This window comes from Pseudarthrobacter sp. L19, assembly GCF_050859435.1.
Lineage (GTDB): Bacteria > Actinomycetota > Actinomycetes > Actinomycetales > Micrococcaceae > Arthrobacter.
Map to the genome: position 1 here is coordinate 550979 of NZ_CP193935.1, position 23922 is coordinate 574900.

The window sequence follows — 23922 nt, forward strand, 5'->3', positions numbered from 1 at the left end:
GATGCCCCCTTATTTGCTTGCCCGAAGCAACAATACATGAAAATGATTGCTTTGGGAAACTAAGGGCGTTCGTGGAGGGCATAGCGGGCCTGCCCCGGGATGCTCCGGAGACGGCAAAAGGCCCCGATCCGGGCGGATCGGGGCCTTTCGTACTACGGGTTTTTAGACCTCGGGCGTTTAGATGTCCAGGTGGGTCGGGGCGAACATCTTGAGCAAGGTCTCGACGACGACGACGTTGGGGCCGTCCGCGGCGAAGCTCGCCTTCAGCGCCTCCCCACATCCTCGGGGGCCACCCGGACCGCGGGAACGCCAAACGCCTCGGCAAGCTTGACGAAATCCGGCCGCGCAAGCTCGGTGGCCGTGGCCTTGCCGAAGGCGCCCACCATGTACTCGCGCAGGATGCCGTAGCCGCCGTCGTCGACGATCAGCCAGGTGACAGGGACGTTGTGCTGCTTGGCCGTGGCGAGCTCGGAGATGGAGTACATCGCCGAGCCGTCGCCGGAGACCGCCAGCACCCGGGCCGAGGCACCGGACTGCCCCGTCGTCTCAAGGCCCACCGCGCCGCCGATCGCGGCGGGGAAGCCGAAGCCCAGGCCGCCGGCGCCCTGCGCGGAGTGGAACTGGCCCTCGCGGGCGTCCCAGCAGCTCCAGGCCCAGTACGCGGAGATGGTCATATCCCAGAAGGTCTGCATGGTGGCGGGGACCGCCTCGCGGATGTCCGCCATGAACTGCAGTTCCTTGCCGAGGTCCTGGGACTCCAGCCGGGCGCGGACCTTGGCGAGGGTGTCCTTGACCAGGGTTTCCGGCGGGGTGCCGTGCCAGTCGGCGCGTTCCCCGTGCGGTTCGAGCAGTGCCTCGTCGAGGGCGGCAAGGGCCTGGCCGGCGTCGGCGCGGATGCCGAGGCCCGGCCGGTTGGACTCGAGCACGCGGGGTTCGGCGTCGATCTGGATGATCCGGCCGCGCGGCTCGAAGGTGAAGTAGTTGGAGGTGACCTCGCCCAGGGAGGAGCCAATGACGATCAGCACGTCGGCGTCCTCGAGCAGCTCGGTCATGTGCTGGTCCTCGATCCAGGACTGCAGCGAGAGTTCGTGGGTCCAGGGGAAGGCGCCGTTGCCGCCGGGGGTGCAGATCACCGGGGCGCGGAGCTTCTCGGCCAGGGACAGCAGGGACTTCTCCGCATGGCCGCGGCGGGTGCCGCCGCCGGCGATGATGGCCGGGCGCTTGGCGTCCTCGAGCCATTTCACGGCCTCGCGGACCAGCTCCACCCGGGGCGGGTTATCGGCGGCCTCGGCGAGGGCGTCCTCCACCGGGGGCACCATGATCGGGTCCAGCAGCACGTTCTGTGGGATTTCGATCCAGACCGGGCCCTGCGGGGAGGAGATGGCCTCGGTCCAGGCGTCCTGGATGGCGGAGGGGATGCCGGAGGCGTGCTGGATCAGGCGCTGGCTCTTGGTGACGTTGGCGGCGGAGGCCTTCTGGTCATCGAGCTGGTGCAGCATGCCCTTGCGCCGGGCGCCGAGTCCCTCGAGCGGGATCTGGCTCGCCACCACGACCATCGGCACGCCGGTGGCGTAAGCCTCCTGCAGGCCGGCCAGGGAAGTCAGGGCGCCTGGGCCGGTGGAGAGGAAGAGCACGCCGACCTCGCCGGTGGCGCGGGAGTAGCCGTCCGCGGCGAAGGCGGAGTTGTTTTCCACCCGGGAGGAGACGAACTGGAGGTTGCCACGGCCCATGGCGTCGAACAGGCCCAGGGCGTGCTGGCCGGGGATGCCGAAGACGGTCTTGGCGCCGAGCGCTTCCAGGGTTTCGACGACGAGGTCGCCGCCGTTGCGCACGCCGCTCATCGGGCCGCCTCCGCGGATGCGGCCGGGGTCTGGACAGGAGCGGCGAAGCCGGCCGGGCGGCGGTTTTCGCGGCCCAGCGCCTGCGCCGCATAGCCGTTGCCCGACGTCGGACCGCCGTCGGCCGCGTTGTCCGCCATCAGGGTGACCAGTTCGTAGGCAACGTGGCTGCCGGCGACGCCGGTGATGTCCGCGTGGTCGTAGGCCGGGGCGACCTCGACGACGTCGGCGCCGATGAGGTTCATGCCGCGGAAGCCGCGGATGATCTCGATCAGTTCGCGGCTGGTGAGGCCGCCAGCTTCCAGGGTGCCGGTGCCGGGGGCGTGGGCCGGGTCGAGGACGTCGATGTCGACGGAGATGTAAAGCGGGCGGTTGCCGATCCGGTCGCGGACCTTGGCGACGGTTTCCAGCACGCCCTGGTAGTAGACGTCGGCGGAGGTGACGATGCCGAAGCCGAAGCGGTGGTCGTCGTCGAGGTCCTTCTTGCCGTAGAGCGGGCCGCGGGTGCCGATGTGGCTGATCGCCTCGGTGTCGAGGATGCCCTCCTCGACGGCGCGGCGGAAGGGGTGCCGTGAGTGTACTCGGCGCCGAAGTAGGTGTCCCAGGTGTCCAGGTGGGCGTCGAAGTGCAGCATGGCCACGGACTGGCCGGCGCGTTCGGCGGCGGCGCGGAGCAGCGGCAGGGCGATTGTGTGGTCCCCGCCGAGGGTCAGCAGCTTGCTGCCGGCGGCGGTCAGGTCCAGCGCGTTCTGCTGGATGGACTCGATGGCCTCGTTGATGTTGAACGGGTTGACCGCCATGTCGCCGGCGTCGGCCACCTGGAGGTTCTCGAACGGGCTGACGTCCCAGGCCGGGTTGTAGGGCCGGAGCAGGCGGCTGGCCTCGCGGACGTGGTTGGCGCCGAAGCGGGCGCCGGGCCGGTAGGAGACCCCGGAGTCGAAGGGCACGCCCACCACCGTGACGTCCGCCTTGGCCACCTGGTCGAGGCGGGGCAGGCGGGCAAAGGTGGCCGCGCCGGCGTACCGGGGGATGCGGGCGGAATCGATGGGGCCAAGGTTTCCGTTGGCCTCGATGCGCAACTCTTCCAAGCGGGCGTCTCCTTCTGGATACGGGGGTGGATGTGACTGTCATCATACACTCGAAGTTGCCTGCTGCGCACCTGTTGTTTACTTCTGACTGCTGGATCCGGGCGGCCCCGTGCGTTCCTCCCCAGTTACTCCGGCCCGTACTCCAGTCCGGCCGGCCGAACCCCGCCATTCCGCTGATCGGCCCGGGCGGGAGCGGGAGTCTGCGGGCGTAACCGGGGAGGAACGCACGCCTAGCCGGGCGGAATCCGTTCCGGAGTTGTCCAGATAGGCCCGCTCCCCCGTTCCGGGCGGTCCCGTCCGGGCCTGGACTGGATCCCATGGATCCGCTCACCTATCTGTCTCAGCTCGGCGGCGTGGCCCGGACCGGGAAACTGCTGGCCGCGGGCTACTCCCGGCGGGATGTCGCCCGGCTCGCAGCCCGGGTCCAACAGCCGCGGCGGGGCATCTTTGCCCTCCCGGAATGCCGCCCGGAGTTCCTCGCCGCCGTCCTCAACGATGCCCGGGTGACCTGCGCGAGCGCTGCGGCCCACTACGGGCTCTGGCTCCGCGTGGCCCCAGGCAGCCATCATCTGGCCTGCAACCACGGCCACGGCAGCGGCTTCGTCCGGCACCGGACCGTCCGCTTCGAGGCACCTGCCGGCCCGCCGGTGGCAGCCGTCGAGGACGTGGTCCTTCACGCCCTGGGCTGCCTCGCCCTGCCAGCCTCCGCCGCGGTGGCCACCTCCGCCATGCGGCTGCTCGGCGTGCCACGGGAGCTGCTGGCGGACCAATTACGGGCCGACCGCTCCGGCACGGCGCGGTCGGTGCTGCGGGAACTGGACCTGCGGGCGGAGTCGATCGTGGAGGTGGATGCCATCCATTTGTTCCGCGCCCACGGCATCTCCTACGAGGCGCAGGTCTTCCTGGCGGGGATCGGCCGGGTGGACTTCCTCCTGGAGGGGTTCCTGATCGTCGAGGTGGACGGGTTCGCGTTCCACTCCGGCCGGGAGGCGATGCGGCGTGACCTGGGCCGGAACAACGCCGCCACACTGAACGGGTTCGCCGTGCTGCGCTACATGCCCGAACACCTGTGGTTCGAGCCGGAGCGGGTCGTGGCCGAGATCCGGGCAGCGCTGGCCCATGGTCCGCGGGCCGGACGCTAGGGCGTCGTACGCTCCCGCCGAGTTACCCGGGCCGGCACCAGAAACAGCCCGCGGAACGGCGGGCACCAGTCGTGACCGTACGCCGGCCGGGGCGAGGTAACCGGGGAGGAACGTACGGGGAATGGCGCTATTGGCTGGCGGCGGGGACCAAAACCCAGAGCACCTCGACGGGTTCGTCGGTGGGGTTGATCCAGGTGTGCGGTTCGCGGCCGGGGAAGGTGACCGTGTCGCCGGCCTCCAGGTCGAAGGCCTCGTTGGTCAGGACCAGCCGGATGCTGCCCTTGACCACGTGCAGGACGTCGACGTCGCAGTCCACGGCGTACAGCTCGGACTCGCCGCGGCCGCGGGGTTCGATCACGGCCTGGATAATCTGCAGCCGCCGCTCGGAGCGGGCCGTAAGCAGCCGCTCCACGATCCCCTCGCCGCCCAGGGAGATCCGCGGACCCTCGCCCCGTCGGGTCAGGTGCGTCTCCGGGGCGGCGAAGAGGTCACCGATGGAGATGGAGAGGACCTGGCAGAGGGTCACGAGGGAGCTCACCGACGGGGAGGTCAGGTCCCGCTCCACCCGGCTCAGGAAGCCCTTGGTCAGGCCGGTGGCGTCGGCAACCTGTTCGATGGTGAGCCGCTGGGACTGCCGCGCGGCGCGGATTCTGGAGCCGATGGCAACCGGAACGTTGCTCGGTTCAACAGGGAGAGCCTTCATAAGGGAACCTTTCACGGCCGGCCGCGCGGCCCCAGCATTGGTGCCAATCCTAGCCGTTGCCCCGAGGCCGTTTCCCGCTGGGACACACGGCGTTCACAGGTTGACTGTAAGCACCATCACAATCTAGCGTTTGGCAACAGGTGTTGCCTATTTGGCAAAGAACGTTACACCTCGCACCCTCCGCATGTTCTTCCGTCCAGCAGATCCGGCGGCCGCTCCGCAGTGCCGCGGCCGGCCCGCGGGCTGCCACAACCGCTCCAAGGAGCCTCTATGGATGCACAATTCCTCAACATCGCCATCGTGGTGGTGTACCTGATCGCCATGCTGGCGTTCGGCTGGTGGGGCAAGTCCCGCACCAAAAACAACAGCGACTTCCTCGTGGCCGGCCGCCGGCTCGGCCCTTCCTCTACACCGGCACCATGGCCGCCGTCGTCCTGGGCGGCGCCTCCGCCGTCGGCGGCGTGGGCCTGGGCTACAAGTTCGGCATCTCCGGCATGTGGCTGGTGGTGGCGATCGGCGCCGGCGTCCTGCTGCTGAGCCTCCTCTTCGCCGGCACCATCCAGAAGCTGAAGATCTACACCGTCTCCCAGATGCTGACCCTGCGCTACGGCAGCCGCGCCACCCAGGCCTCGGGCATCGTCATGCTGGCCTACACGCTGATGCTCTGCGCCACCTCCACCGGCGCCTACGCCACCATCTTCGTGGTGCTCTTCGGCTGGGACCGGGCGCTCGCGATCGCCGTCGGCGGCGCGATCGTGCTGGTCTACTCCACGATCGGCGGCATGTGGTCCATCACCCTGGCGGACCAGGTCCAGTTCGTGATCAAAACGGTCGGCATCTTCCTGCTCATGCTCCCGTTCACCCTGAACGCCGCGGGCGGCCTGGATGGCATCCGCAGCCGCGTGGACGCCAGCTTCTTCCAGATCGACGGCATCGGCACCCAAACGATCATCACCTACTTCGTCGTCTACACCCTGGGTCTGCTGATCGGCCAGGACATCTGGCAGCGCGTGTTCACGGCCAAGACCCCCTCCGTCGCCCGCTGGGGCGGTTCGACGGCGGGCATCTACTGCATCCTCTACGGTGCCGCCGGCGCCCTGATCGGCCTGGGCGCCCGCGTGGCCCTGCCCGCCATCGATGTGAAGGCCCTCGGCAAGGACGTGGTCTACGCGGAGGTCGCCACCAACCTGCTGCCGATCGGCATCGGCGGCCTGGTGCTCGCCGCCGCCGTCGCCGCCATGATGTCCACCGCTTCCGGCGCACTGATCGCCGCGGCCACCGTGGCCCGCGCCGACGTCGTGCCCTTCGTCGCCGGCTGGTTCGGCAAGACCGTCAACACCGATGACACGGACAACCCGGAGCACGACGTCAAGGCCAACCGCGCCTGGGTCCTGGGCCTGGGCGTCGTGGCGATCGTCATCGCGATCATCACCAAGGACGTCGTCGCCGCGCTCACCATCGCCTACGACATCCTGGTCGGCGGCCTGCTGGTGGCAATCCTGGGCGGCCTGGTCTGGAAGCGCGGCACCGGGATCGCCGCCGCCGCGTCCATGGCCGTGGGATCGGTCATCACCCTTGGCACCATGATCATCCTCGAGATCAACGCCGAGGTCCCACTGGACGGCATCTACGCCAACGAACCGATCTACTACGGCCTCATCGCCTCGGCACTGGTCTACGTAGCGGTCTCGCTGCTGACCAAGCCGACCGACGCCGCCGTGATGCGCTCGTGGCAGCAGCGGGTCGCCGGCGGTTCCGCGGAACAGGAACCGGACGAGGTCCCGGTTCTCACGCACTAACGGCCCGCCCGGACTAAGAACGACGGCGGCGCCTCCCGTGGGGGGGCGCCGCCGTCGTGCTGTGTGGGGCCGGGGCTACCCGCCGTCCTCCGGGCCGCGGAACTCGTCCGCGTCCGGCGACCCGACGGGCTGGTCCTCACCCAGAAAGTCCTCCGTATCCAGGGGCAGGCGCTGGTCGGCCTCCTCCAGCAGCTCCTCCTCGACGGTCTCCGAGTCCTCGACCGGGGCGTCGTCGGCGAAATCGTAGTCGGGGTCGGACTCGACGGAGTCCCTCGAGGGCCGGGCGGCCTGTGATCCGGTGTTGTCCATGGTGCGACCTCCGTGCGCTCGGGCTGGCAGCGGTGTGCGGTTGCTCCGCTCACGTTTCCGGGAGCGGCTGGCGGGCCTGCCGGGAATCCCGCCTGGCGTTTTCATTCGAACACCGGCCGCGCTTCCGGTCAAGGAAACGCCGCCGGTACCCGTAGGGGCGCCGACGGCGTTTCGCGGGACTGCGCGGCGGACGCCGCCCTCAGGAGACCGGGAGGGTCGACTACCGGGGAAGGAGCGGGGCGAAGAAGGCGGCGAGTTCCGCCGTCGCCGTCAGCGGCAGCACCGTGGCGACGTACTGATCCGGCCGGACCACGACGACGACGCCGTCCCGGCTGATGCCGCGCAGGTCGAAGATGTCCGCGGCCGGGTCCGTGCCGTAGACCTTCTCCAGGTAGGTCAGCGCGAAGGGGCCCACCTGTGGCTTGAACACGTCCGGGACGGCGGTGATGTCCACCTCCGTGTGGGGCTGCTGGTAGATGACCTTGACGTCGAACCAGGCATCCCGGTCCAGGCCTTCGGGCGTCGCGGCCACGGGCGATTCCGGGGCCCCGGCCAGCCAGGCCGCCAGGTCCGTGGTGGGCGAGGGGGCGCCGGCTACAGCGGGATCTGCGAAGACGTAGATCCGCCAGCGGCCGTCCGCCGTGGCCTGGTGGCCCAGGTGCAGGGGGTTGGTGTCGCAGACCCGGACCACCGGCGCGGACTTGAAGCGCTTGCCGATCGGGAATCCGGCGGCGAGGTCCTGGTGCGCCGGCTCGCCGATCAGGATGGACGGGGAGTACTGGGTCATGAAGCCGGCCGGGAATTCGGCGGTGCTGACGTAGAAGTCCTCCAGCTCGGAGGGGCTGTTGAACTCCTCCGGCTTCTTGGCCATCAGGGTGGACCATTCCTTGTCGAAGTCGATGAGGTTCTTGGCCACCACCTGGCGCTCGGCCGAGTAGGTCGCCAGCAGGTCTTCCGGGCTGCGTCCCTCGAGCACGTGGCCCAGCTTCCAGCCGATATTGAAGCCGTCCTGCATGGAGACGTTCATGCCCTGGCCGGCCTTGGCGCTGTGGGTGTGGCAGGCGTCGCCGGTGATGAATACCCGCGGGGTGCGGGTCCCGCGGTCCGCGGGGACGACGTCGTCGAACCTGTCGGTGAGCCGGTGGCCCACCTCGTAGACGCTGTGCCAGGCGACGTTGCGCACGTCCAGCGTGTAGGGGTGGATGATGGCGTTGGCCTTGGCGATGATCTGCTCGATGCTGGTCTGCCGGACGGCGCCGGCGTCTCCCTCGGGGACCACGCCCAGGTCCACGTACATGCGGAACAGGTGGCCGCCTTCGCGCGGGATCAGCAGGATGCTGCCGCCGGAGCCGGAGGTGATGGCGCACTTGGTCCGGATGTCCGGGAAGTCGGTGTTGGCCAGCACGTCCATGACGCCCCAGGCGTGATTGGCCTTGTCCCCGGCCATGGTGCATCCGATCGAGTCGCGGACGCGGCTGCGGGCGCCGTCGGCGCCGACGACGTACTTGGCCCGGACGGTGCGTTCGGTGCCGGCGTCGGGCCCGGCGGTGCGGGTGAGGGTGACGGTGACGGGGTAGTCGCCCTCCCCCACCTCGAGGCGGACGAAGTCCCAGCCGTAGTCGGGCCGCATCCGGGCCGGTGAGTTGGCCATGAACTCGGCGAAGTAGTCCAGGACGCGGGCCTGGTTGACGATCAGGTGCGGGAATTCGCTGATGCCGGCGGGGTCGTCCAGGGCGCGGGCGGAGCGGACGATCCGGGAGGGGTCGGCCGGGTCCGGCTTCCAGAACGCCATCTCGGTGATCCGGTACGCCTCCGCGATGATCCGCTCGGCGAAGCCGAAGGCCTGGAACGTCTCGACGCTGCGGGCCTGGATGCCGTCGGCCTGGCCGATGGCGAGGCGGCCCGGGCGGCGTTCGATGATGCGGGTGCTGACGCCGGGGAACTGGGCGAGCTGCGCGGCGGCCAGCATGCCGGCGGGGCCGGTACCGACGATCAGCACGTCCATCCGGTCGGGCAGCTCGTCGGGGCGGTCGAGGCCGACGCCGGCGGCAGCCTGGACCCGCGGGTCACCGGAAACGTATCCGTGGTGGTGGAAATGCACGGGCTGTCCTCACTTCGTTGTGTGGCGTTGGGTTTCGGGCGCCGGATGCGCGGCCCGATGTGTTCGATAATAGAATTTTGCGTTCGATAATAGAACGCTTGTGTCTGCTCATCGACTGTACGGCAGGTATGACGCAGCTTACAAGTGGCCCGAAATATCCCGCCGGGACGGGGTTGACAGAGCCCCGCCGCCGGGGGACAGTGATCGTATACGATTTCGTACTCGATGAGGAGTAGCTCTTGGAACAGGTCACCGACCACACCCTGGCCGCGGCACGGAAGGTCATTGCGGTCCACCTCAATTACCCCAGCCGGGCCGCCCAGCGCGGCCGCACGCCGGAGCAGCCCTCCTACTTCCTGAAGCCATCGTCCTCCCTGGCCCTCTCCGGCTCAAGCGTCGAACGTCCCGCCGGCTGCGAACTGCTCGGCTTCGAGGGCGAGGTGGCCCTGGTCATCGGCAAGGACGCCCGCCGCGTCGGCATCGAGGACGCCTGGAGCTACGTCGCCGCGGTCACCGCCAGCAACGACCTCGGCGTCTACGATCTCCGCTACGCGGACAAGGGCTCCAACCTCCGCTCCAAGGGCGGCGACGGATTCACCCCGGTGGGCCCGGCCCTGATCCCCGCCGACGCCGTCGACCCCGCCGGGCTGCGGATCCGCACCTGGCACAACGGCGAACTGGTCCAGGACGACACCACCGGGGACCTGCTCTTCCCCTTCGCCCTGCTGGTCGCGGACCTCTCCCAGCTTCTCACGCTGCAGGAGGGCGACATCATCCTCACCGGCACCCCCGCCGGCGCCTCCGTGGCCCGGCCCGGCGACGTCGTCGAGGTCGAAGTCAGCGGCGTCGCGCACAGCACCGGCCGGCTGCGGACCACGGTGACCGAGGGGACGACGCCGTTCGCCGACTTCGGCGCCCGACCCAGGGCCGACGACACCCAGCGCGAGGAGGCGTACGGCTCCCGCGCGGCGGCCGGCCTCCCCGAGACCGGTACCGCCGAAAACACCGCACCTGCTCTGTCCCCGGAGCTGAAGGCGAAACTGGAGAGCGTCTGCACCGCCACCCTCTCCTCCCAACTGCGCAAGCGCGGCCTGAACAACGTCAGCATCGACGGGCTCCAGTCCACCCGCCCCGGGAAGCGGATCGTGGGCCTGGCCCGGACCCTGCGCTACGTGCCCAACCGGGAGGACCTCTTCAAGACCCACGGCGGCGGCTTCAACGCCCAAAAGCGTGCCATCGACACCGTCAACGACGGCGAGATCCTGGTCATGGAGGCCCGCGGCGAGAAGGGCACCGGCACTGTCGGGGACATCCTGGCCCTCCGCGCCCAGGTCCGCGGCGCCGCCGCCATCATCACCGACGGCGGCGTCCGCGACCTCTCCGCCGTCGCCGCCCTGGAGATGCCCACCTACTTCGCCAACCCGCATCCCGCCGTCCTGGGCCGCCGGCACGTCCCCTGGGACACGGACATCACCATCGCCTGCGGCGGCACCACCGTCCAGCCCGGGGACATCATCGTCGCCGATGCCGACGGCATCCTGGTGATCCCGCCGGCCCTCGCCGCGGAACTGGCGGAGGATTCCATCGCCCAGGAACGCGAGGAAGCTTTCATCGCCGAGATGGTGGCCCAGGGCCACAGCGTGGACGGCCTCTACCCGCTCGACGCCGCCTGGCGGGCGAAGTACGAAGCCTGGGACGCGGAGCAGCCCCGTGACTGAGACCGCCGCGCCGGGCACCGCATCAACGGGCGCCGCCAGCACATCCCAGCTTGCCTACGACGCGGTCAAGGCCAGGATCGTGGACGGCAGCTACTCCCCCGGCTACCGGCTGGTACTCGGCGCCATCGCCAAGGACCTGGGCGTCAGCGTGGTCCCAGTCCGGGAGGCAATCCGGCGGCTCGAGGCCGAAGGCCTGGTGACGTTCGAGCGGAACATCGGCGCCACCGTCGCCGGGATCGACCCCACCGAGTACCTCTACACCATGCAGACCCTCAGCATCGTGGAGGGCGCCGCCACCGCGCTCTCCGCTCCCCTGATCGGCGCCGCGGACGTGGCCCGGGCGCGGGCGGTCAACGCCGAGATGCGCGAGTGCCTGCAGCATTTTGACCCGGTCCGGTTCACCCGGCTGAACCAGGACTTCCACAGCGTCCTGTTCGAACACTGCCCCAACCCGCACATCCTGGACCTGGTGCACCGGGGCTGGAACCGGCTGGCCGCGCTGCGGTCCTCCACGTTCCGCTTCGTCCCCGGCCGGGCCAGCGAATCGGTCGAGGAGCACGAGGCGCTGCTGCGGCTGATCGAGGACGCCGCCGATCCCGACGAGATCGAGAAAGCCGCCCGCCGGCACCGCAGCGCCACCCTGGACGCCTACCTCGCCCAGACCAACCACTGACTGACCACCGATCACCAGATAGGACCTCAACGATGACGACTCCTGCAGAAACCACCGTCGCCCGGCACGTGCCGGAGGACCTCCCCACCACCATCCAGCACTACATCAACGGCCGGTTCGTTGACTCCGTGTCCGGGAAGACCTTCGACGTCCTGGACCCGGCCTCCAACCAGACCTACGCCACCGCTGCCGCCGGCCAGAAGGAGGACATCGACCTCGCCGTCGCCGCCGCCCGCGAAGCCTTCACCAACGGCCCCTGGCCGACGATGAAGCCCCGCGAGCGCGCCCGGGTGCTGAACAGGATCGCCGACGCCGTCGAGGCGCAGGAGGCACGGCTCGCCGAGCTGGAAACCTTCGACACCGGCCTGCCCATCACCCAGGCCAAGGGCCAGGCCCTCCGCGCCGCCGAGAACTTCCGCTTCTTCGCGGACCTGATCGTCGCCCAGTTCGACGACGCCATGAAGGTCCCCGGCGCCCAGATCAACTACGTCAACCGCAAGCCGATCGGCGTCGCCGGCCTGATCACCCCGTGGAACACACCGTTCATGCTCGAGTCCTGGAAGCTGGCCCCGGCCCTGGCCACCGGCAACACCGTGGTGCTCAAGCCGGCCGAGTTCACCCCGCTCTCGGCCTCCCTGTGGGCCACGATCTTCAAGGACGCCGGCCTCCCGGACGGCGTCTTCAACCTGGTCAACGGCCTGGGCGAAGAGGCCGGCGACGCGCTGGTCAAGCACCCGGACGTGCCGCTGATCTCCTTCACCGGCGAGACCACCACCGGACAGACGATCTTCCGGAACGCGGCGGAGAACCTCAAGGGCCTCTCGATGGAGCTCGGCGGCAAGTCCCCCTGCGTCGTCTTCGCCGACGCCGACCTGGACGCCGCGATCGACTCGGCCCTGTTCGGCGTCTTCTCGCTCAACGGCGAGCGCTGCACCGCCGGGTCCCGGATCCTGGTCGAACGCCCCGTCTACGAGGAGTTCTGCGAAAAGTACGCCGCCCGGGCGAAGAACATCGTCGTCGGCGACCCGCAGGACCCCCGGACCGAGGTCGGCGCGCTGGTCCACCCCGAGCACTACGCGAAGGTGGCCTCCTACGTCGAAATCGGCAAGACCGAGGGCCGGCTACTGGCCGGCGGCGGCCGCCCGGAGAACCTCCCCGAGGGCCTGGACAACAGCAACTACATCGCCCCGACCGTCTTCGCCGACGTCGCCCCCGACGCGCGGATCTTCCAGGAGGAGATCTTCGGCCCCGTCGTCGCGATCACCCCGTTCGATACGGACGAGGAGGCCCTCACCCTGGCGAACAACACCAAGTACGGCCTCGCCGCTTACATCTGGACCCAGAACCTGACCCGCGCGCACACCTTCTCGCAGAGCGTCGAGGCCGGCATGGTCTGGCTCAACAGCCACAACGTCCGCGACCTGCGCACCCCCTTCGGCGGGGTCAAGGCCTCCGGGCTGGGCCACGAGGGCGGCTACCGCTCGATCGACTTCTACACCGACCAGCAGGCCGTCCACATCACGCTTGGCAAGGTTCACACGCCCAAGTTCGGCGCCTGAATCTTCCAGCCAGCGCCACCTGACACCTTTCAACGAAGAGAGACTCCCATGACCGACTTCATCCCCACCCCCACCGTCCCGGCGCCGGACATTGTCCGCTGCGCCTACATGGAGATCGTGGTCACCGACCTCGCCGCATCCCGTGCGTTCTACGTGGACCTGCTGGGCCTGCACGTGACCGAGGAGGACGAGAACGCCATCTACCTGCGCTCCCTCGAGGAGTTCATCCACCACAACCTGGTGCTGCGCAAGGGACCGGTGGCCGCCGTCGCCGCCTTCGCCTACCGGGTGAAGTCCCCCGCCGAGGTGGACGCCGCCGAGGCCTACTACCGGGAGCTCGGCTGCCGGGTGGAGCGCCGCAAGGAGGGCTTCACCAAGGGCATCGGCGACGCCGTCCGGGTCGAGGACCCGCTGGGCTTCCCCTACGAGTTCTTCTACGAGGTGGAGCACGTGGAGCGCCTCACCCAGCGCTACGACCTGTACTCCGCCGGGGAACTGGTACGCCTGGACCACTTCAACCAGGTCACCCCGGACGTCCCCCGCGGCCGGAAGTACCTGGAGGACCTGGGCTTCCGGGTCTCCGAGGACATCAAGGACTCCGACGGCGTCACCTACGCCGCCTGGATGCACCGCAAGCAGACCGTGCACGACACCGCCCTGACCGGCGGCAACGGCCCGCGCATGCACCACGTCGCCTTCGCCACCCACGAGAAGCACAACATCATCCAGATCTGCGACAAGATGGGCGCCCTGCGGATCAGCGACCGGATCGAACGCGGCCCCGGCCGGCACGGCGTCTCCAACGCCTTCTACCTCTACATCCTGGACCCGGACGGGCACCGGATCGAGATCTACACCCAGGACTACTACACCGGCGACCCGGACAACCCCACCGTCACCTGGGACGTGCACGACAACCAGCGCCGCGACTGGTGGGGCAACCCCGTGGTCCCGTCCTGGTACACCGAGGCGTCCCTGGTCCTGGACCTGGACGGCAACCCGCAGCCGGTCATCGAGCGCACCGACGCCTCGGAAATGGCCGTCACGGTCGGCGCGGACGGCTTCTCCTACACCCGTAAGGACGGCTCCCCCGAGGGCGACCGGACCGGGTTCAAGCTCGGCGCGCAGCTCTGACCATGATGGAGCAGGAGGCGATCGAGGCGATCGCAGACGAACTGGTCGACGCCGGCCGGACCCGCACCCCCGTGCCCCGGCTGACGGCCCGCTACCCGGAGATGACGGTGGAGGACTCCTACGCCGTGCAGCGGCTCTGGCGGCGCCGGAACGAGGACGCCGGGCGGACCCTGGTGGGCCGGAAGATCGGCCTGACCTCCAAGGCGATGCAGGCCGCCACCGGCATCACCGAACCGGACTACGGGGCGATCTTCGATGACATGGTGCTGGAGACCGGCTGCTCCGTCCCCTGGGACCGGTACACCCACCCGCGGGTGGAGGTGGAGCTCGCATTCGTGCTCAAGGACGGGCTCAAGGGCCCCGGCGTGACGCTCTTCGACGTGCTGCGGGCCACCGAATACGTGGTCCCGGCACTGGAGATCCTGGACTCCCGGATCGAGATGGAGGGACGGACCATCGTGGACACCATCGCGGACAACGCCGCGATGGGCGCCATGGTGGTGGGCGGCAACCCGGTGAAACCGGGCGACGTCGACCTCCGCTGGGTCTCCGCCATCCTCTACAAGAACCAGACCGTCGAGGAAACCGGAGTCGCCGCCGGCGTCCTGGACCACCCGGCCAACGGGGTGCACTGGCTGGCGAACAAGATCGCCGCCCACGGGGACGCCCTCGAAGCCGGGGACATCATCCTGGCCGGGTCCTTCACCCGCCCGCTCTGGGTCTACCGGGGCGACACCGTCCACGCCGACTACGGACCGCTGGGAGCCGTGACATGCCGTTTCGACTAGAAGAAACCTTCCGCGATGCCCTCCACCGCCGGGCCGAGGGCACCCGGCCGCTGGCGGGCATGTGGGTCTGCTCCGGCAGCCCGCTGATCGCCGAACTCTGCGCCGGGTCCGGCCTGGACTGGCTGCTGGTGGACGCCGAGCACAGCCCCAACGGGCTGGAATCCATCCTGGCCCAGCTGCAGGCCATCCACGGCTACCCGGTCCACACCATGGTCCGGCCGCCGGTCAACGACACCGTCCTGATCAAGCAGTACCTGGACCTGGGCGTGCAGAACCTGCTGATTCCCATGGTCAACTCCGCGGCGGAGGCCGAAGCCGCTGTCGCCGCCACGCGCTACCCGCCGCAGGGGGTCCGCGGGGTGGGGTCCGCCCTGGCCCGCGCCGCCCGCTGGAACCGGGTCCCGGACTACCTTGCCCGGGCCGGAGAAACCATCGGCCTCACGGTCCAGATCGAGTCCACCGCCGCCGTCGACGCCGTGGCGGACATCCTCGCCATCGACGGTGTGGATGCCATCTTCCTGGGCCCCTCGGACCTCGCCGCCTCGATGGGGCTGCTCGGACAGCAGGAACACCCCGACGTCGTCGCCGCCGTCGAGCGCTGCCTGACCGCGGCACGGGAGGCAGGGAAACCCGCCGGCGTCAACGCCTTCACCCCGGCGACGGCGGACCGCTACCGGGCGGCCGGCGCCGCGTTCATCCTGGTGGGCGCCGACGTCGCGCTCCTGGCCCGGGGTTCCGAAGCACTCGCCGCCCGGTTCTGCGCGGACGGCTCGTCCGAAGGAAAAACGGAGGCGGACGACGGCGCCGCTGCGGGCCGCGGGACGGCCAGCTACTGACCCTCCCGGAGGGGCCGCCGGAGCCCGCGATTTTACGGCGGCCCTAAACTTTTCGGTGAGGACAACCGGCCGAAAATCCGCGGAATACCGGGGTACGCTGGGAGCTGATCCGGGCCCGATGAGGCCACATCCACCCAGGAGTTTTTCCGTGTCCCAGCACGCACCATCCAACCAAAACCACGCCCACGGCGACGCCCCGGCGGGCTCCGGCCACGCCCCGGCCCCGTCGACGACGGAACACAGCCCCGCCGACATCCGGCGCTGGCGGCAGTACCTGGCCGACGAACGCGCCGAGGCCCGCGTCTACCGCGACCTGGCCCAGAACCGCAGCGGCGAGGAACGCGCCATCCTGCTGGCCCTGGCCGAGGCCGAGGGCCGGCACGAGGCGCACTGGCTGCAGCTGCTCGGCGAGCACGCCGGCCGGCCGCGTCCCGCGTCCCTGCCCAGCCAGCTGCTGGGCTTCCTGGCGCGGCACTTCGGCTCCGTGTTCGTCCTGGCCCTGGCCCAGCGCGCCGAGAGCCGCTCCCCTACGCCAATGACCCCAACGCCACCCCGGCCATGGTCGCGGACGAACAAATCCACGAGGAGGTGGTCCGGGGCCTGGCCACCCGCGGCCGCAACCGTCTCGCCGGCAGCTTCCGCGCGGCCGTGTTCGGCGCCAATGACGGCCTGGTCAGCAACCTTTCCCTGGTGATGGGCATGGCCGCGTCCGGCGTCGGCAGCTCCGTGGTGCTGCTCAGCGGCGTCGCGGGCCTGCTGGCCGGTGCGCTGTCCATGGGCGCCGGCGAGTTCATCTCCGTCCGCTCCCAGCGTGAGCTGCTGGCCGCCACCCGGCCCACCCAGATCACCCTGGCCGCGGCGCCGTCCCTGGACATCGAGCACAACGAACTCGTCCTCGTCTACCTGGCCCGCGGCATGTCCCGGGAAGCCGCCGAGCACCGGGTGGCCGAGCGGATGGGCCTGCTGGACTGCGACTGCGACCCCAGCCTCTCGCTCCGGCCGGAACTACCCGAGGCGGAGGACCAGCACGAGGCCGTCGGCACCGCCTGGAGCGCGGCGGCGTCGAGCTTCTGCTTCTTCGCCTCCGGCGCCATCATCCCGATCATCCCGTTCGTCCTGGGCATGACCGGCATCGCCGCCCTGGTGGTGTCCGCCGGCCTGGTCGGTATCGCGCTGCTGCTCACCGGCGGCGTCGTGGGCCTGCTCTCCGGCACCTCCCCGGTGACCCGCGGCCTTCGCCAACTGGCGATCGGCCTGGGCGCCGCCGCCGTCACCTACCTGCTGGGCATGGCCTTCGGCGCGGTGGTCGGCTAGTGGAAGACCCGGGCTCCCGGAACCGGCCGCCGCGGCACAGCCGTGCCGCCGGCGGCTTCCGGGCGGCCCGGAACCTGGCGGCCATCGCGTTCATCGCGGTGGCCGCTTTCGCTACTGCCGGGCTGGTCTACAACGATCCCCGGCTGACCGAACTGCTGGGGCTCCCCCACGACGCCACCGCCCGCCGCGTGCCGGGGACCGGGCTGGGCACCGGGCCCGGCGCCGTCGGCCATGCGACGGCCAGCAGCCCCGCCCGGCAGGCCGGGGTCCCGGCGGACGGAACCGCCATGGCCGTCCCCCCACCCGGCTACGAGGAACAGGACCAGCCCCTCGGGCAGGCCCGCAAACCCGCGTCGGCCAGCAGCTCCTTCACGTTCCTGGCCACCAACGCGGACGGCGGACCGGTGGGCTACTCGCCCTGCCGGCCGCTGCACTACGTGGTCAACGCCGCCCTGGCACCGGCCGGCGCGGAAACCCTGGTGGAGGACGCCATCAAGACAGTCGCCGCCGCGACCGGAATCAGGTTCGTCAGCGACGGCGCCACCACCGAGCTGCCGTCCCAGGCCCGCGCCCCGTACCAAAAGGACGCCTACGGGGACCACTGGGCGCCCCTGCTGATCGCCTGGACAACGCCGGAGCAGGCGCCGCAGCTGGAGGGCCCCGTGATCGGCACCGGCGGCAGCACCCACTTCAGCTTCGGCGGCGGCCCCAAGACCTACGTCACCGGCAGCCTGGAGCTGGACGCCCCGCAGATCACCGAGGAACTGCAGCGCGGCGACGGGTCCGCCTACGCCACCGCCGTCATCCTGCACGAACTGGGCCACGTCATGGGCCTGGAGCACGTCACCGACCCGAACCAGCTGATGTATCCGGAGATCGGTGCCCCGGACGGGCTCGCCGCCGGCGACCTGAACGGCCTGTACGAACTCGGCCGGGTCCCCTGCCGCAAGGACCTTTAGGGCTCAAGAGTCCAGGACGGCGAGCGCCTCCTCGACGGTGTCCACCAGGAAGATCCGCCGTTCCATCTGCCGGCCCGAGGCGAGGCTCTGCAGCAACGGCCACGCCGGGTAGCGGCGCAACCAGTGCTCCCGCCCCACCAGGACCATGGGAGTGATGGTCTCCGGCGCACCGTAGTAGTTCTCGCAGGCGTCCTGGAAGATCTCCTGGATGGTGCCGCCGGAACCGGGCAGGAACACGATCCCGCCGTTGCACAGCTCCAGCAGGACCGCCTCGCGGATGGAGTTCGCGAAGTACTTGGCGAAGTGGGTGGCGAAGTAGTTGGGCGGTTCGTGCCCGTAAAACCAGGTGGGGATGCCCAGCGATGGCGTCCCGTCCGGGTGGCGTTCGACGACGGCGGCGGCCGCCCGGGCCCAGGCCGACACGGAGGGCCGGAAGCCGGGCACCGCGGCCAGGTCCGCCAGCGCCTGCCGGAAGTCGTTTTCGGCGGCCCCGCTGAGGTAGGCGCCCAGGTTGGCGGCCTCCATGGCGCCCGGGCCGCCGCCGGTGGCCACCAGCCGCCCGGCGCCGGCGAGCAGCCGCCCCAGCAGTGCGGCCTCCGTGAAGCCGGCCGATCCACGGGTGGCGGCGTGGCCGCCCATCACCCCCACGAGGGTCTTTCCCCGGGCCGCGTCGGAGCGGGTGAATTCCTCCAGGGCGTCCCCGATCGCGTGATCGTGGAGGGCGGCCGCGAGGGTGGCGTCGAGCCGGCGGCGCTGCCCGGAGTGGATGCTCCAGTGGTAGATCCGGGCGTCCGGGGTGTCCTCGTAGCGGGTGTCGGCGATGCCGGCGTAGAGCTCCTCCGGGGTGTACAGCGTCCCGCGGTACGGGTTGAACGGCACCTTTTCCAGCTTGGGGAAGATCAGCGCGCCGCCGGACCGGAGCATGACCTCGACGCCGTCGTCGAAGGTGCAACCCAGGAACACGGCGCCCTGGACGTCGGCTGACTCCAGCGCCGCGCGCCGGCCGCGGAGGTCCAGGGACTGCAGGTGCCAGCCGTGCAGGGACCGGGCGCCGCCGGACAGCAGCCGGTCAAAGCTCTCCAGGCTCTCGACCTCGAGGGTGCGGGGGCTGGGGTGCAGGCTGCGGGCGGCGCTCATCCGGCGCTACGCCCGGGCGTCCGGGGCGGGGACGTCCCGGGCGGGCCGCTCGGCCAGGTACCGGTCCAGCCGGGCCAGGGTCTGCTCCAGGTTGGCGGGGTGCCGGCGGAGGTAGCCGGCCAGGCGCAGCAGGAACCGTCCCCGGACCGCGCGGGCGTCCCACTGTTCTGTGACCAGGGTGCCCGGGACACCGGCTTCGGTGGCCGGTTCCAGCAGGTACCGCCAGATGTGGCCGTAGAAGTGGCGCCAGGCGATGCGGCGGCCCTCCTCGAACTCACTGACGGTATTGAGGATCTTGTAGTCCACGCCGATTTTCATCTCCATGCCGAACCGGGCGCCGGGTCCCAGCCGTTCCGGGCCGCGCGGCTGGGCGCCCTTCACGGTGCCGGAACCGTCGATCTCGCTGTGCAGGGCGGGGGTGGCCAGCACCTCGAAGATCTCCTCCGGAGAGGCGGCGATGAAACGGCTGCGGGAGACCAGGTACCGGTTGTTCATCCGGCCATCCTAGCCTCCGTCGCGCGGCGGGACTGTCGCCGCGGCGGAGCCCGGAACGTGGTACAGAATGAGGCATGCAGATTCCGACCTCATCCGCCGGAGGACCCCGCATCGGGGTGCCCGTCCGGCTCAGCAGTTCCTCCGACCCGGACCCCCGGGTGGGCGAGGCGAACGACCTCTTCGACTACATCGTGGCGCTCCTGCGCGGGGCCGGCGGCGAACCGGTGCTCCTGACGGACGCGGAGGCCGTGCGCGGACTCGACGGCGTCATCCTCCCCGGCGGCGGGGACCTCGATCCGGCGCTCTACGGGGAGACCGACGGCGGCCCCTGCTACGACGTCAACGCCGCCCAGGACCAGCTGGACCTCGCGGTGGCGCGGGAGGCGATGGCCGGCGGCGTTCCGGTACTGGGCATCTGCCGGGGCCACCAGCTGCTGAACGTGCTCTACGGCGGCACCCTGGTCCAGGACATGGACCCGGGCGCGGTGCCGCACCGGGAGGCCGCCCCGTCCAACGATCCGGACCACGACGCCGGGCCGTGGGCCTGGCACGACGTGGACATCGTGGCCGGATCGAAGGTCGCCGCCCTGTACGCGGACTGGAATCCGGAGCGGGTCAGAATCGCCTCCGGACACCACCAGGCCGTCGCCCGGGTGGGCGACGGCCTGATGGTCACGGCTCTCGCCGACGACGGGACGGTTGAGGCGCTGGAGGATCCGGCGCGCTGGGTGGCCTCGGTGCAGTGGCACCCCGAGGCCGCCGAACTTCCCGCGGCCGAGCGGCTGGCGCCGTTCGCGGCGTTCGTGGCGGTCTGCCGGCAGCGGGTGCCGGCAGAGCGGGCGGGAGCCTAGCCCCGGCCCGCGGCCACGGGTTCGGCGGTTTCCGCGGGGGCGGCGGCACCGTCGTCGTTCATGGCGCCGTCGTCGTTCATGGCGCCGTCGTTCGTACCCACGTCGTTCGTTCCCTCGGTCCGCACGACGGCGTTCCGTGCCCGCTTCACGGCACCGGCGGCGGCGATGGCCATCACCACGAGCCCGGCCAGCGTGGTGGCCGCGCCCGCCCAGATCGGGGAGGTGTAACCCAGGCCGGCGGTGATGGTGACGCCGCCGAGCCAGGCGCCCAGGGCGTTGCCGACGTTGAACGCGCCGATGTTGGCGCCGGAGGCCAGCGTGGGGGCGCTGTCCGCGTACTTCATGACGCGCATCTGCAGGCCGGGGACGGTGGCGAAACCGAAGCCGCCCAGCAGCACCATGGAGGCGATGGTCATCGGCTGGTTGGCCGCGGTGAGCGCGAAGGCCACTAGCACCAGCACAAGGGCCGCCAGCACCATCAGAAGGGTGCGGTCCACGTTGCGGTCCGCCGCCTTGCCGCCAATGGTGTTGCCGATGAAGAGACCGACGCCGAAGACGATCAGCAGCCACGGAACGGTGGCGGCGGAGAAGCCGGTGACCTCGGTCAGCGTGAAGGCGATGTAGGTGAAGGCCCCGAACATGCCGCCGTAGCCCAGGATGGTGACCAGGATGGACAACCAGACCTGCCCGGAGCGGAAGGCGCGGAGCTCGCCGCGCAAACCGCCTGCGGTAGAACCAGTGCCCGCATCGCCGGCGCCGGTCCGCGGGACCAGGGCCAGGATGCCGGCCAGTGCCAGGACACCGATGACGGTGATGGCCCAGAAGGTGGAGCGCCACCCGGCCGCCTGGCCCAGCATAGTGCCGAAGGGGACGCCCAGGACGTTCGCGGCTGTCAGGCCGGTAAACATGATGGCGATGGCGCCGGCCTTCTTGGTGGGCGCGACCATGCTGGCGGCGACCACCGCGCCGATGCCGAAGAACGCACCGTGCGCCAGTGCGGCGATGATCCGGCCCAACATCATGACGGTGTAGCCGGGGGCGAGGGCGGAGATGAGGTTGCCGGCAATGAACAACACCATCAGGGCCGCCAGCACGGGCTTGCGCTCGAACCGGGTCACGGCGGCGGTCAGTGCCAGCGCCCCCACGACGACGGCGAGCGCGTACCCGGAGATGAGCCAGCCGGCGACCGCCTCGGTGACGTGGAAATCCGCGGCGACCTGCGGCAGCAGGCCCATGATGACGAACTCGGTGAGTCCGATTCCGAACCCGCCGAGGGCGAGTGCTATCAGGCCGATAGGCATGGATGACTCCTTCGAAAACTGTACTGAGAGTGGGGGGACGCGTAAGCTATTAGTTGCAGACGCGTTATTTATTGTTGCACACGCAACTATAGCGCGCAAGCAACTACTTTGGGTTGGCCGGGCACGGACTGGTGCCGCGGGCGGTCCGATTGGGAAAGGAAGCACACGAATGGGCATCAAGGACGACGCCGTAGAGGTCCGCGCACAAGGCTGGCGCACCCTCGCGGCCCTGCATGGACTGATCGAGACGGAGCTGGAACGGGCCCTGCAGGCCGAGGCAAAACTCTCCGTGGTCGAGTACACCGTTCTGGACGCACTCAGCCGTCAGGACGGCTGGCACATGCGCATGCAGCAGCTCGCCCGCGCCACGGCACTGAGCGCGAGCGCCACCACCCGGCTGGTAAACCGGCTGGAGGACCGGGGCCTATTGACCCGGATCCTCTGCGACGACGACCGCCGCGGCATCTACACCGAACTCACGGCCAGCGGCATCGCACTCCTGGAGCGGGCCCGGCCGGTCCACGACAGCACACTGGAGCGCGCCCTGGCCGCGGCGCAGGACATCCCGGAACTCGCCCCGCTGGTGGACGCCCTCCCCGGCTGCACGCCGTCGCCTGAGTCCGGGGATTGAAGCGGCCCGGAGCGCGGGTCCCACACGGGGCATCTCCCACCTCGGGTCTGGCGCATGCGCTCTTGCGGAGGTACCGTTAAACAACCATCTGGTTGATCAAGTGTTGAGTTGATTACTCCCCGGTGACCACCCGATGGCATGCCACGCACCGCGGCTGCACCTCCAACTCTGAGGGGGCACTTCATGGTCCACGACGACGACCAGCTCGACTCCGCCTTCCTGGCGCTGGCCGATCCCGTCCGCCGCAGGATCATCGCCCGGCTCAGCCGGGGGCCGGCCACGGTGAACGAACTGGCGGAACCCTTCGCGATCACCAAGCAGGCGGTCTCGAAGCACATCCAGGTCCTCGAACAGGCGGGGCTCGTCACGCGCACGCGCGACGCGCAGCGCCGGCCCGTCCACCTGGACCCCGCACGACTGGAGGCGCTCACCGCATGGATCGACCAGTACCGGCTGGTCCGCGAGGAGCAGTTCCGCAGCCTCGACGCCGCGCTCCACACCCAGGCCGCAGCACGCGGCACCCAGGCAAAGGACTCATCATGAGCAACGCCCTGAAACTCAGCGTCCCGGAAGGGTTGCCCTTCATCGACTTCGAACGGGACTTCGACTACCCCGTGGCGGACGTGTTCCGCGCCCACAAGGACCCCGCCCTGATCGTGCAGTGGCTCGGCCCGCGCGGGATGAGGATGGAGGTGGACCACTACGACTTCCACACCGGCGGCAGCTACAGCTACACGCACACCGGGCACGACGGCGTTCCGCACGTTTTCAGCGGCGTCTTCCACACGGTCCGGGAGAACGAGTTCGCCATCCAGACCTTTGAATTCGACGGCTACCCGGACGTGGTCAGCATTGAATTCATGACCTTCACGGATCTCGGCGGCGGCCGCACCCGGCTGAGCGCCCATGCGGTCTACCCCAGTATGGAGGCCCGGGACGGCATGGCCCAGTCCGGAATGGAGGGCGGCGTCAGCGAGGGCTACGAACGGCTCGAGGAACTGCTGGCCGGCGCCACGGTCTGACGGGTCCGGGCCGGACGACGGGCCTGACGAACCCGCCCTAGCAGCCCTCGAAGTCGGTGAGCACCCGGACCTTGGCCGCCGACGCGGACGACGGATCGAAGGTGTAGCCGATCCACTCGGCGGCCAGACGGCGCGCGAGTTCGATGCCGACGACGCGCTGGCCCATGGTTAGGACCTGGCAGTCGTTGGACAGGATGGAGCGTTCCACGGAGAACGAGTCGTGGGCGGCGGTGGCGCGGATTCCCTCGACCTTGTTCGCGGCGATCGCCACCCCGATGCCCGTCCCGCAGAACAGGATGGCCCGGTCGGCGGCGCCGTCGCGGATCATTTCGCCGGCGGCGATGCCGACGTAGGGGTAGGGTCGGGTGAAGTCGTCGGGGGCGTCGCCGCGGCGGACGCCGATGTCGATGACCTCGCTGACCCGCGGGTCCTTGCGCAGGTCTTCCAGGACCCGGTCCTTGTAGTCCACGCCGGCCTCGTCCGCGCCTACGATCAGTCGCAGTCCCATGCTGTGCTCCTTCGGTG

At 70.1% G+C, this 23922-nt stretch carries 19 protein-coding genes and 4 pseudogenes; 14 read left to right on the plus strand and 9 right to left on the minus strand.

Annotation, left to right across the window (positions count from 1 at the left end):
• Positions 1-177: 177 nt before the first annotated feature.
• Both ACRQ5B_RS02450 and speB read right to left on the minus strand, forming a co-directional pair.
• A pseudogene (locus ACRQ5B_RS02450) lies at positions 178-1841 on the minus strand (thiamine pyrophosphate-binding protein).
• A pseudogene (gene speB, locus ACRQ5B_RS02455) lies at positions 1838-2814 on the minus strand (agmatinase). Before speB ends, ACRQ5B_RS02450 begins: the two co-directional pseudogenes overlap by 4 nt.
• A gap of 428 nt (positions 2815-3242) precedes the next feature.
• Here speB and ACRQ5B_RS02460 point away from each other — a divergent pair.
• Positions 3243-4067 (plus strand): DUF559 domain-containing protein, encoded by an 825-nt coding sequence (locus ACRQ5B_RS02460; protein WP_432396614.1) that lies wholly within the window; start codon positions 3243-3245, stop codon positions 4065-4067.
• Positions 4068-4194: 127 nt separating this feature from the next.
• On the opposite strand, the gene ACRQ5B_RS02465 is transcribed toward ACRQ5B_RS02460, so the two are convergent.
• Complete coding sequence (locus ACRQ5B_RS02465) at positions 4195-4770, minus strand: helix-turn-helix domain-containing protein (RefSeq protein WP_412882279.1); 576 nt, start codon at positions 4768-4770, stop codon at positions 4195-4197.
• 270 nt (positions 4771-5040) lie between these two features.
• Between ACRQ5B_RS02465 and ACRQ5B_RS02470 the strand changes: the two are divergent.
• A pseudogene (locus tag ACRQ5B_RS02470) lies at positions 5041-6569 on the plus strand (sodium:solute symporter).
• A 75-nt stretch (positions 6570-6644) separates the two neighbouring features.
• On the opposite strand, the gene ACRQ5B_RS02475 reads toward ACRQ5B_RS02470, so the two are convergent.
• Both ACRQ5B_RS02475 and ACRQ5B_RS02480 read right to left on the minus strand, forming a co-directional pair.
• Positions 6645-6878: a hypothetical protein gene (locus ACRQ5B_RS02475; protein ID WP_364138655.1), complete on the minus strand. Its 234-nt coding sequence runs from the start codon at positions 6876-6878 to the stop codon at positions 6645-6647.
• A 220-nt stretch (positions 6879-7098) separates the two neighbouring features.
• Positions 7099-8979 carry an FAD-binding monooxygenase gene (locus ACRQ5B_RS02480; protein WP_432396618.1) on the minus strand — a complete coding sequence of 627 codons (1881 nt, stop codon included), beginning with the start codon at positions 8977-8979 and terminating at the stop codon, positions 7099-7101.
• A 239-nt stretch (positions 8980-9218) separates the two neighbouring features.
• On the opposite strand from ACRQ5B_RS02480, the gene ACRQ5B_RS02485 reads away from it, so the two are divergent.
• From ACRQ5B_RS02485 to ACRQ5B_RS02520, 8 genes and pseudogenes are all read left to right on the plus strand, one after another.
• Complete coding sequence (locus tag ACRQ5B_RS02485) at positions 9219-10697, plus strand: fumarylacetoacetate hydrolase family protein (protein ID WP_432396621.1); 1479 nt, start codon at positions 9219-9221, stop codon at positions 10695-10697.
• Positions 10690-11370, plus strand: a complete 681-nt coding sequence (locus ACRQ5B_RS02490) for a GntR family transcriptional regulator (protein ID WP_432396624.1) — start codon at positions 10690-10692, stop codon at positions 11368-11370. The genes ACRQ5B_RS02485 and ACRQ5B_RS02490 overlap by 8 nt, the downstream gene beginning before the upstream one ends.
• Positions 11371-11402: 32 nt before the next feature.
• The gene (gene hpaE, locus ACRQ5B_RS02495; protein ID WP_432396627.1) at positions 11403-12929 is read left to right on the plus strand and encodes a 5-carboxymethyl-2-hydroxymuconate semialdehyde dehydrogenase; all 1527 of its coding nucleotides are present in this window, start codon (positions 11403-11405) and stop codon (positions 12927-12929) included.
• 48 nt (positions 12930-12977) lie between these two features.
• Positions 12978-14063 carry a 3,4-dihydroxyphenylacetate 2,3-dioxygenase gene (gene hpaD, locus ACRQ5B_RS02500; RefSeq protein ID WP_432396629.1) on the plus strand — a complete coding sequence of 362 codons (1086 nt, stop codon included), beginning with the start codon at positions 12978-12980 and terminating at the stop codon, positions 14061-14063.
• 2 nt (positions 14064-14065) lie between these two features.
• The gene (hpaH, locus tag ACRQ5B_RS02505; protein ID WP_412882272.1) at positions 14066-14851 is read left to right on the plus strand and encodes a 2-oxo-hept-4-ene-1,7-dioate hydratase; all 786 of its coding nucleotides are present in this window, start codon (positions 14066-14068) and stop codon (positions 14849-14851) included.
• Complete coding sequence (locus ACRQ5B_RS02510) at positions 14836-15687, plus strand: HpcH/HpaI aldolase family protein (RefSeq protein ID WP_432396633.1); 852 nt, start codon at positions 14836-14838, stop codon at positions 15685-15687. Before hpaH ends, ACRQ5B_RS02510 begins: the two co-directional genes overlap by 16 nt.
• Before the next feature lie 148 nt (positions 15688-15835).
• Positions 15836-17001: pseudogene (locus ACRQ5B_RS02515) on the plus strand (VIT1/CCC1 transporter family protein).
• On the plus strand, positions 17001-17960 hold the full coding sequence (locus tag ACRQ5B_RS02520) for a matrixin family metalloprotease (RefSeq protein WP_432396636.1): 960 nt from the start codon (positions 17001-17003) through the stop codon (positions 17958-17960). The pseudogene ACRQ5B_RS02515 and the gene ACRQ5B_RS02520 overlap by 1 nt, the downstream one beginning before the upstream one ends.
• Positions 17961-17963: 3 nt before the next feature.
• Here the strand turns inward: ACRQ5B_RS02520 and ACRQ5B_RS02525 are convergent, their stop codons facing one another.
• Together ACRQ5B_RS02525 and ACRQ5B_RS02530 are read right to left on the minus strand one after the other, a co-directional pair.
• Complete coding sequence (locus ACRQ5B_RS02525; protein WP_432396638.1) at positions 17964-19097, minus strand: LOG family protein; 1134 nt, start codon at positions 19095-19097, stop codon at positions 17964-17966.
• Positions 19098-19103: 6 nt separating this feature from the next.
• Complete coding sequence (locus ACRQ5B_RS02530) at positions 19104-19592, minus strand: SRPBCC family protein (RefSeq protein WP_432396641.1); 489 nt, start codon at positions 19590-19592, stop codon at positions 19104-19106.
• 74 nt (positions 19593-19666) lie between these two features.
• Here ACRQ5B_RS02530 and ACRQ5B_RS02535 point away from each other — a divergent pair, with 74 nt between their 5' ends.
• Positions 19667-20443, plus strand: a complete 777-nt coding sequence (locus tag ACRQ5B_RS02535) for a gamma-glutamyl-gamma-aminobutyrate hydrolase family protein (RefSeq protein ID WP_432396644.1) — start codon at positions 19667-19669, stop codon at positions 20441-20443.
• On the opposite strand, the gene ACRQ5B_RS02540 is transcribed toward ACRQ5B_RS02535, so the two are convergent.
• On the minus strand, positions 20440-21744 hold the full coding sequence (locus ACRQ5B_RS02540) for an MFS transporter (protein WP_432396647.1): 1305 nt from the start codon (positions 21742-21744) through the stop codon (positions 20440-20442). The genes ACRQ5B_RS02535 and ACRQ5B_RS02540 overlap by 4 nt on opposite strands.
• A 169-nt stretch (positions 21745-21913) precedes the next feature.
• Between ACRQ5B_RS02540 and ACRQ5B_RS02545 the strand changes: the two genes are divergently transcribed.
• From ACRQ5B_RS02545 to ACRQ5B_RS02555, 3 genes are all read left to right on the plus strand, one after another.
• The gene (locus ACRQ5B_RS02545; protein WP_432396650.1) at positions 21914-22375 is read left to right on the plus strand and encodes a MarR family winged helix-turn-helix transcriptional regulator; all 462 of its coding nucleotides are present in this window, start codon (positions 21914-21916) and stop codon (positions 22373-22375) included.
• A gap of 183 nt (positions 22376-22558) precedes the next feature.
• The gene (locus tag ACRQ5B_RS02550; protein ID WP_364138691.1) at positions 22559-22918 is read left to right on the plus strand and encodes an ArsR/SmtB family transcription factor; all 360 of its coding nucleotides are present in this window, start codon (positions 22559-22561) and stop codon (positions 22916-22918) included.
• On the plus strand, positions 22915-23397 hold the full coding sequence (locus ACRQ5B_RS02555) for an SRPBCC family protein (RefSeq protein WP_432396653.1): 483 nt from the start codon (positions 22915-22917) through the stop codon (positions 23395-23397). The genes ACRQ5B_RS02550 and ACRQ5B_RS02555 overlap by 4 nt, the downstream gene beginning before the upstream one ends.
• 37 nt (positions 23398-23434) lie before the next feature.
• Here the strand turns inward: ACRQ5B_RS02555 and ACRQ5B_RS02560 are convergent, their stop codons facing one another.
• Positions 23435-23905, minus strand: coding sequence for an RpiB/LacA/LacB family sugar-phosphate isomerase (locus ACRQ5B_RS02560; protein ID WP_432396656.1), 471 nt, complete (start codon positions 23903-23905; stop codon positions 23435-23437).
• Between the last annotated feature and the right edge of the window lie 17 nt (positions 23906-23922).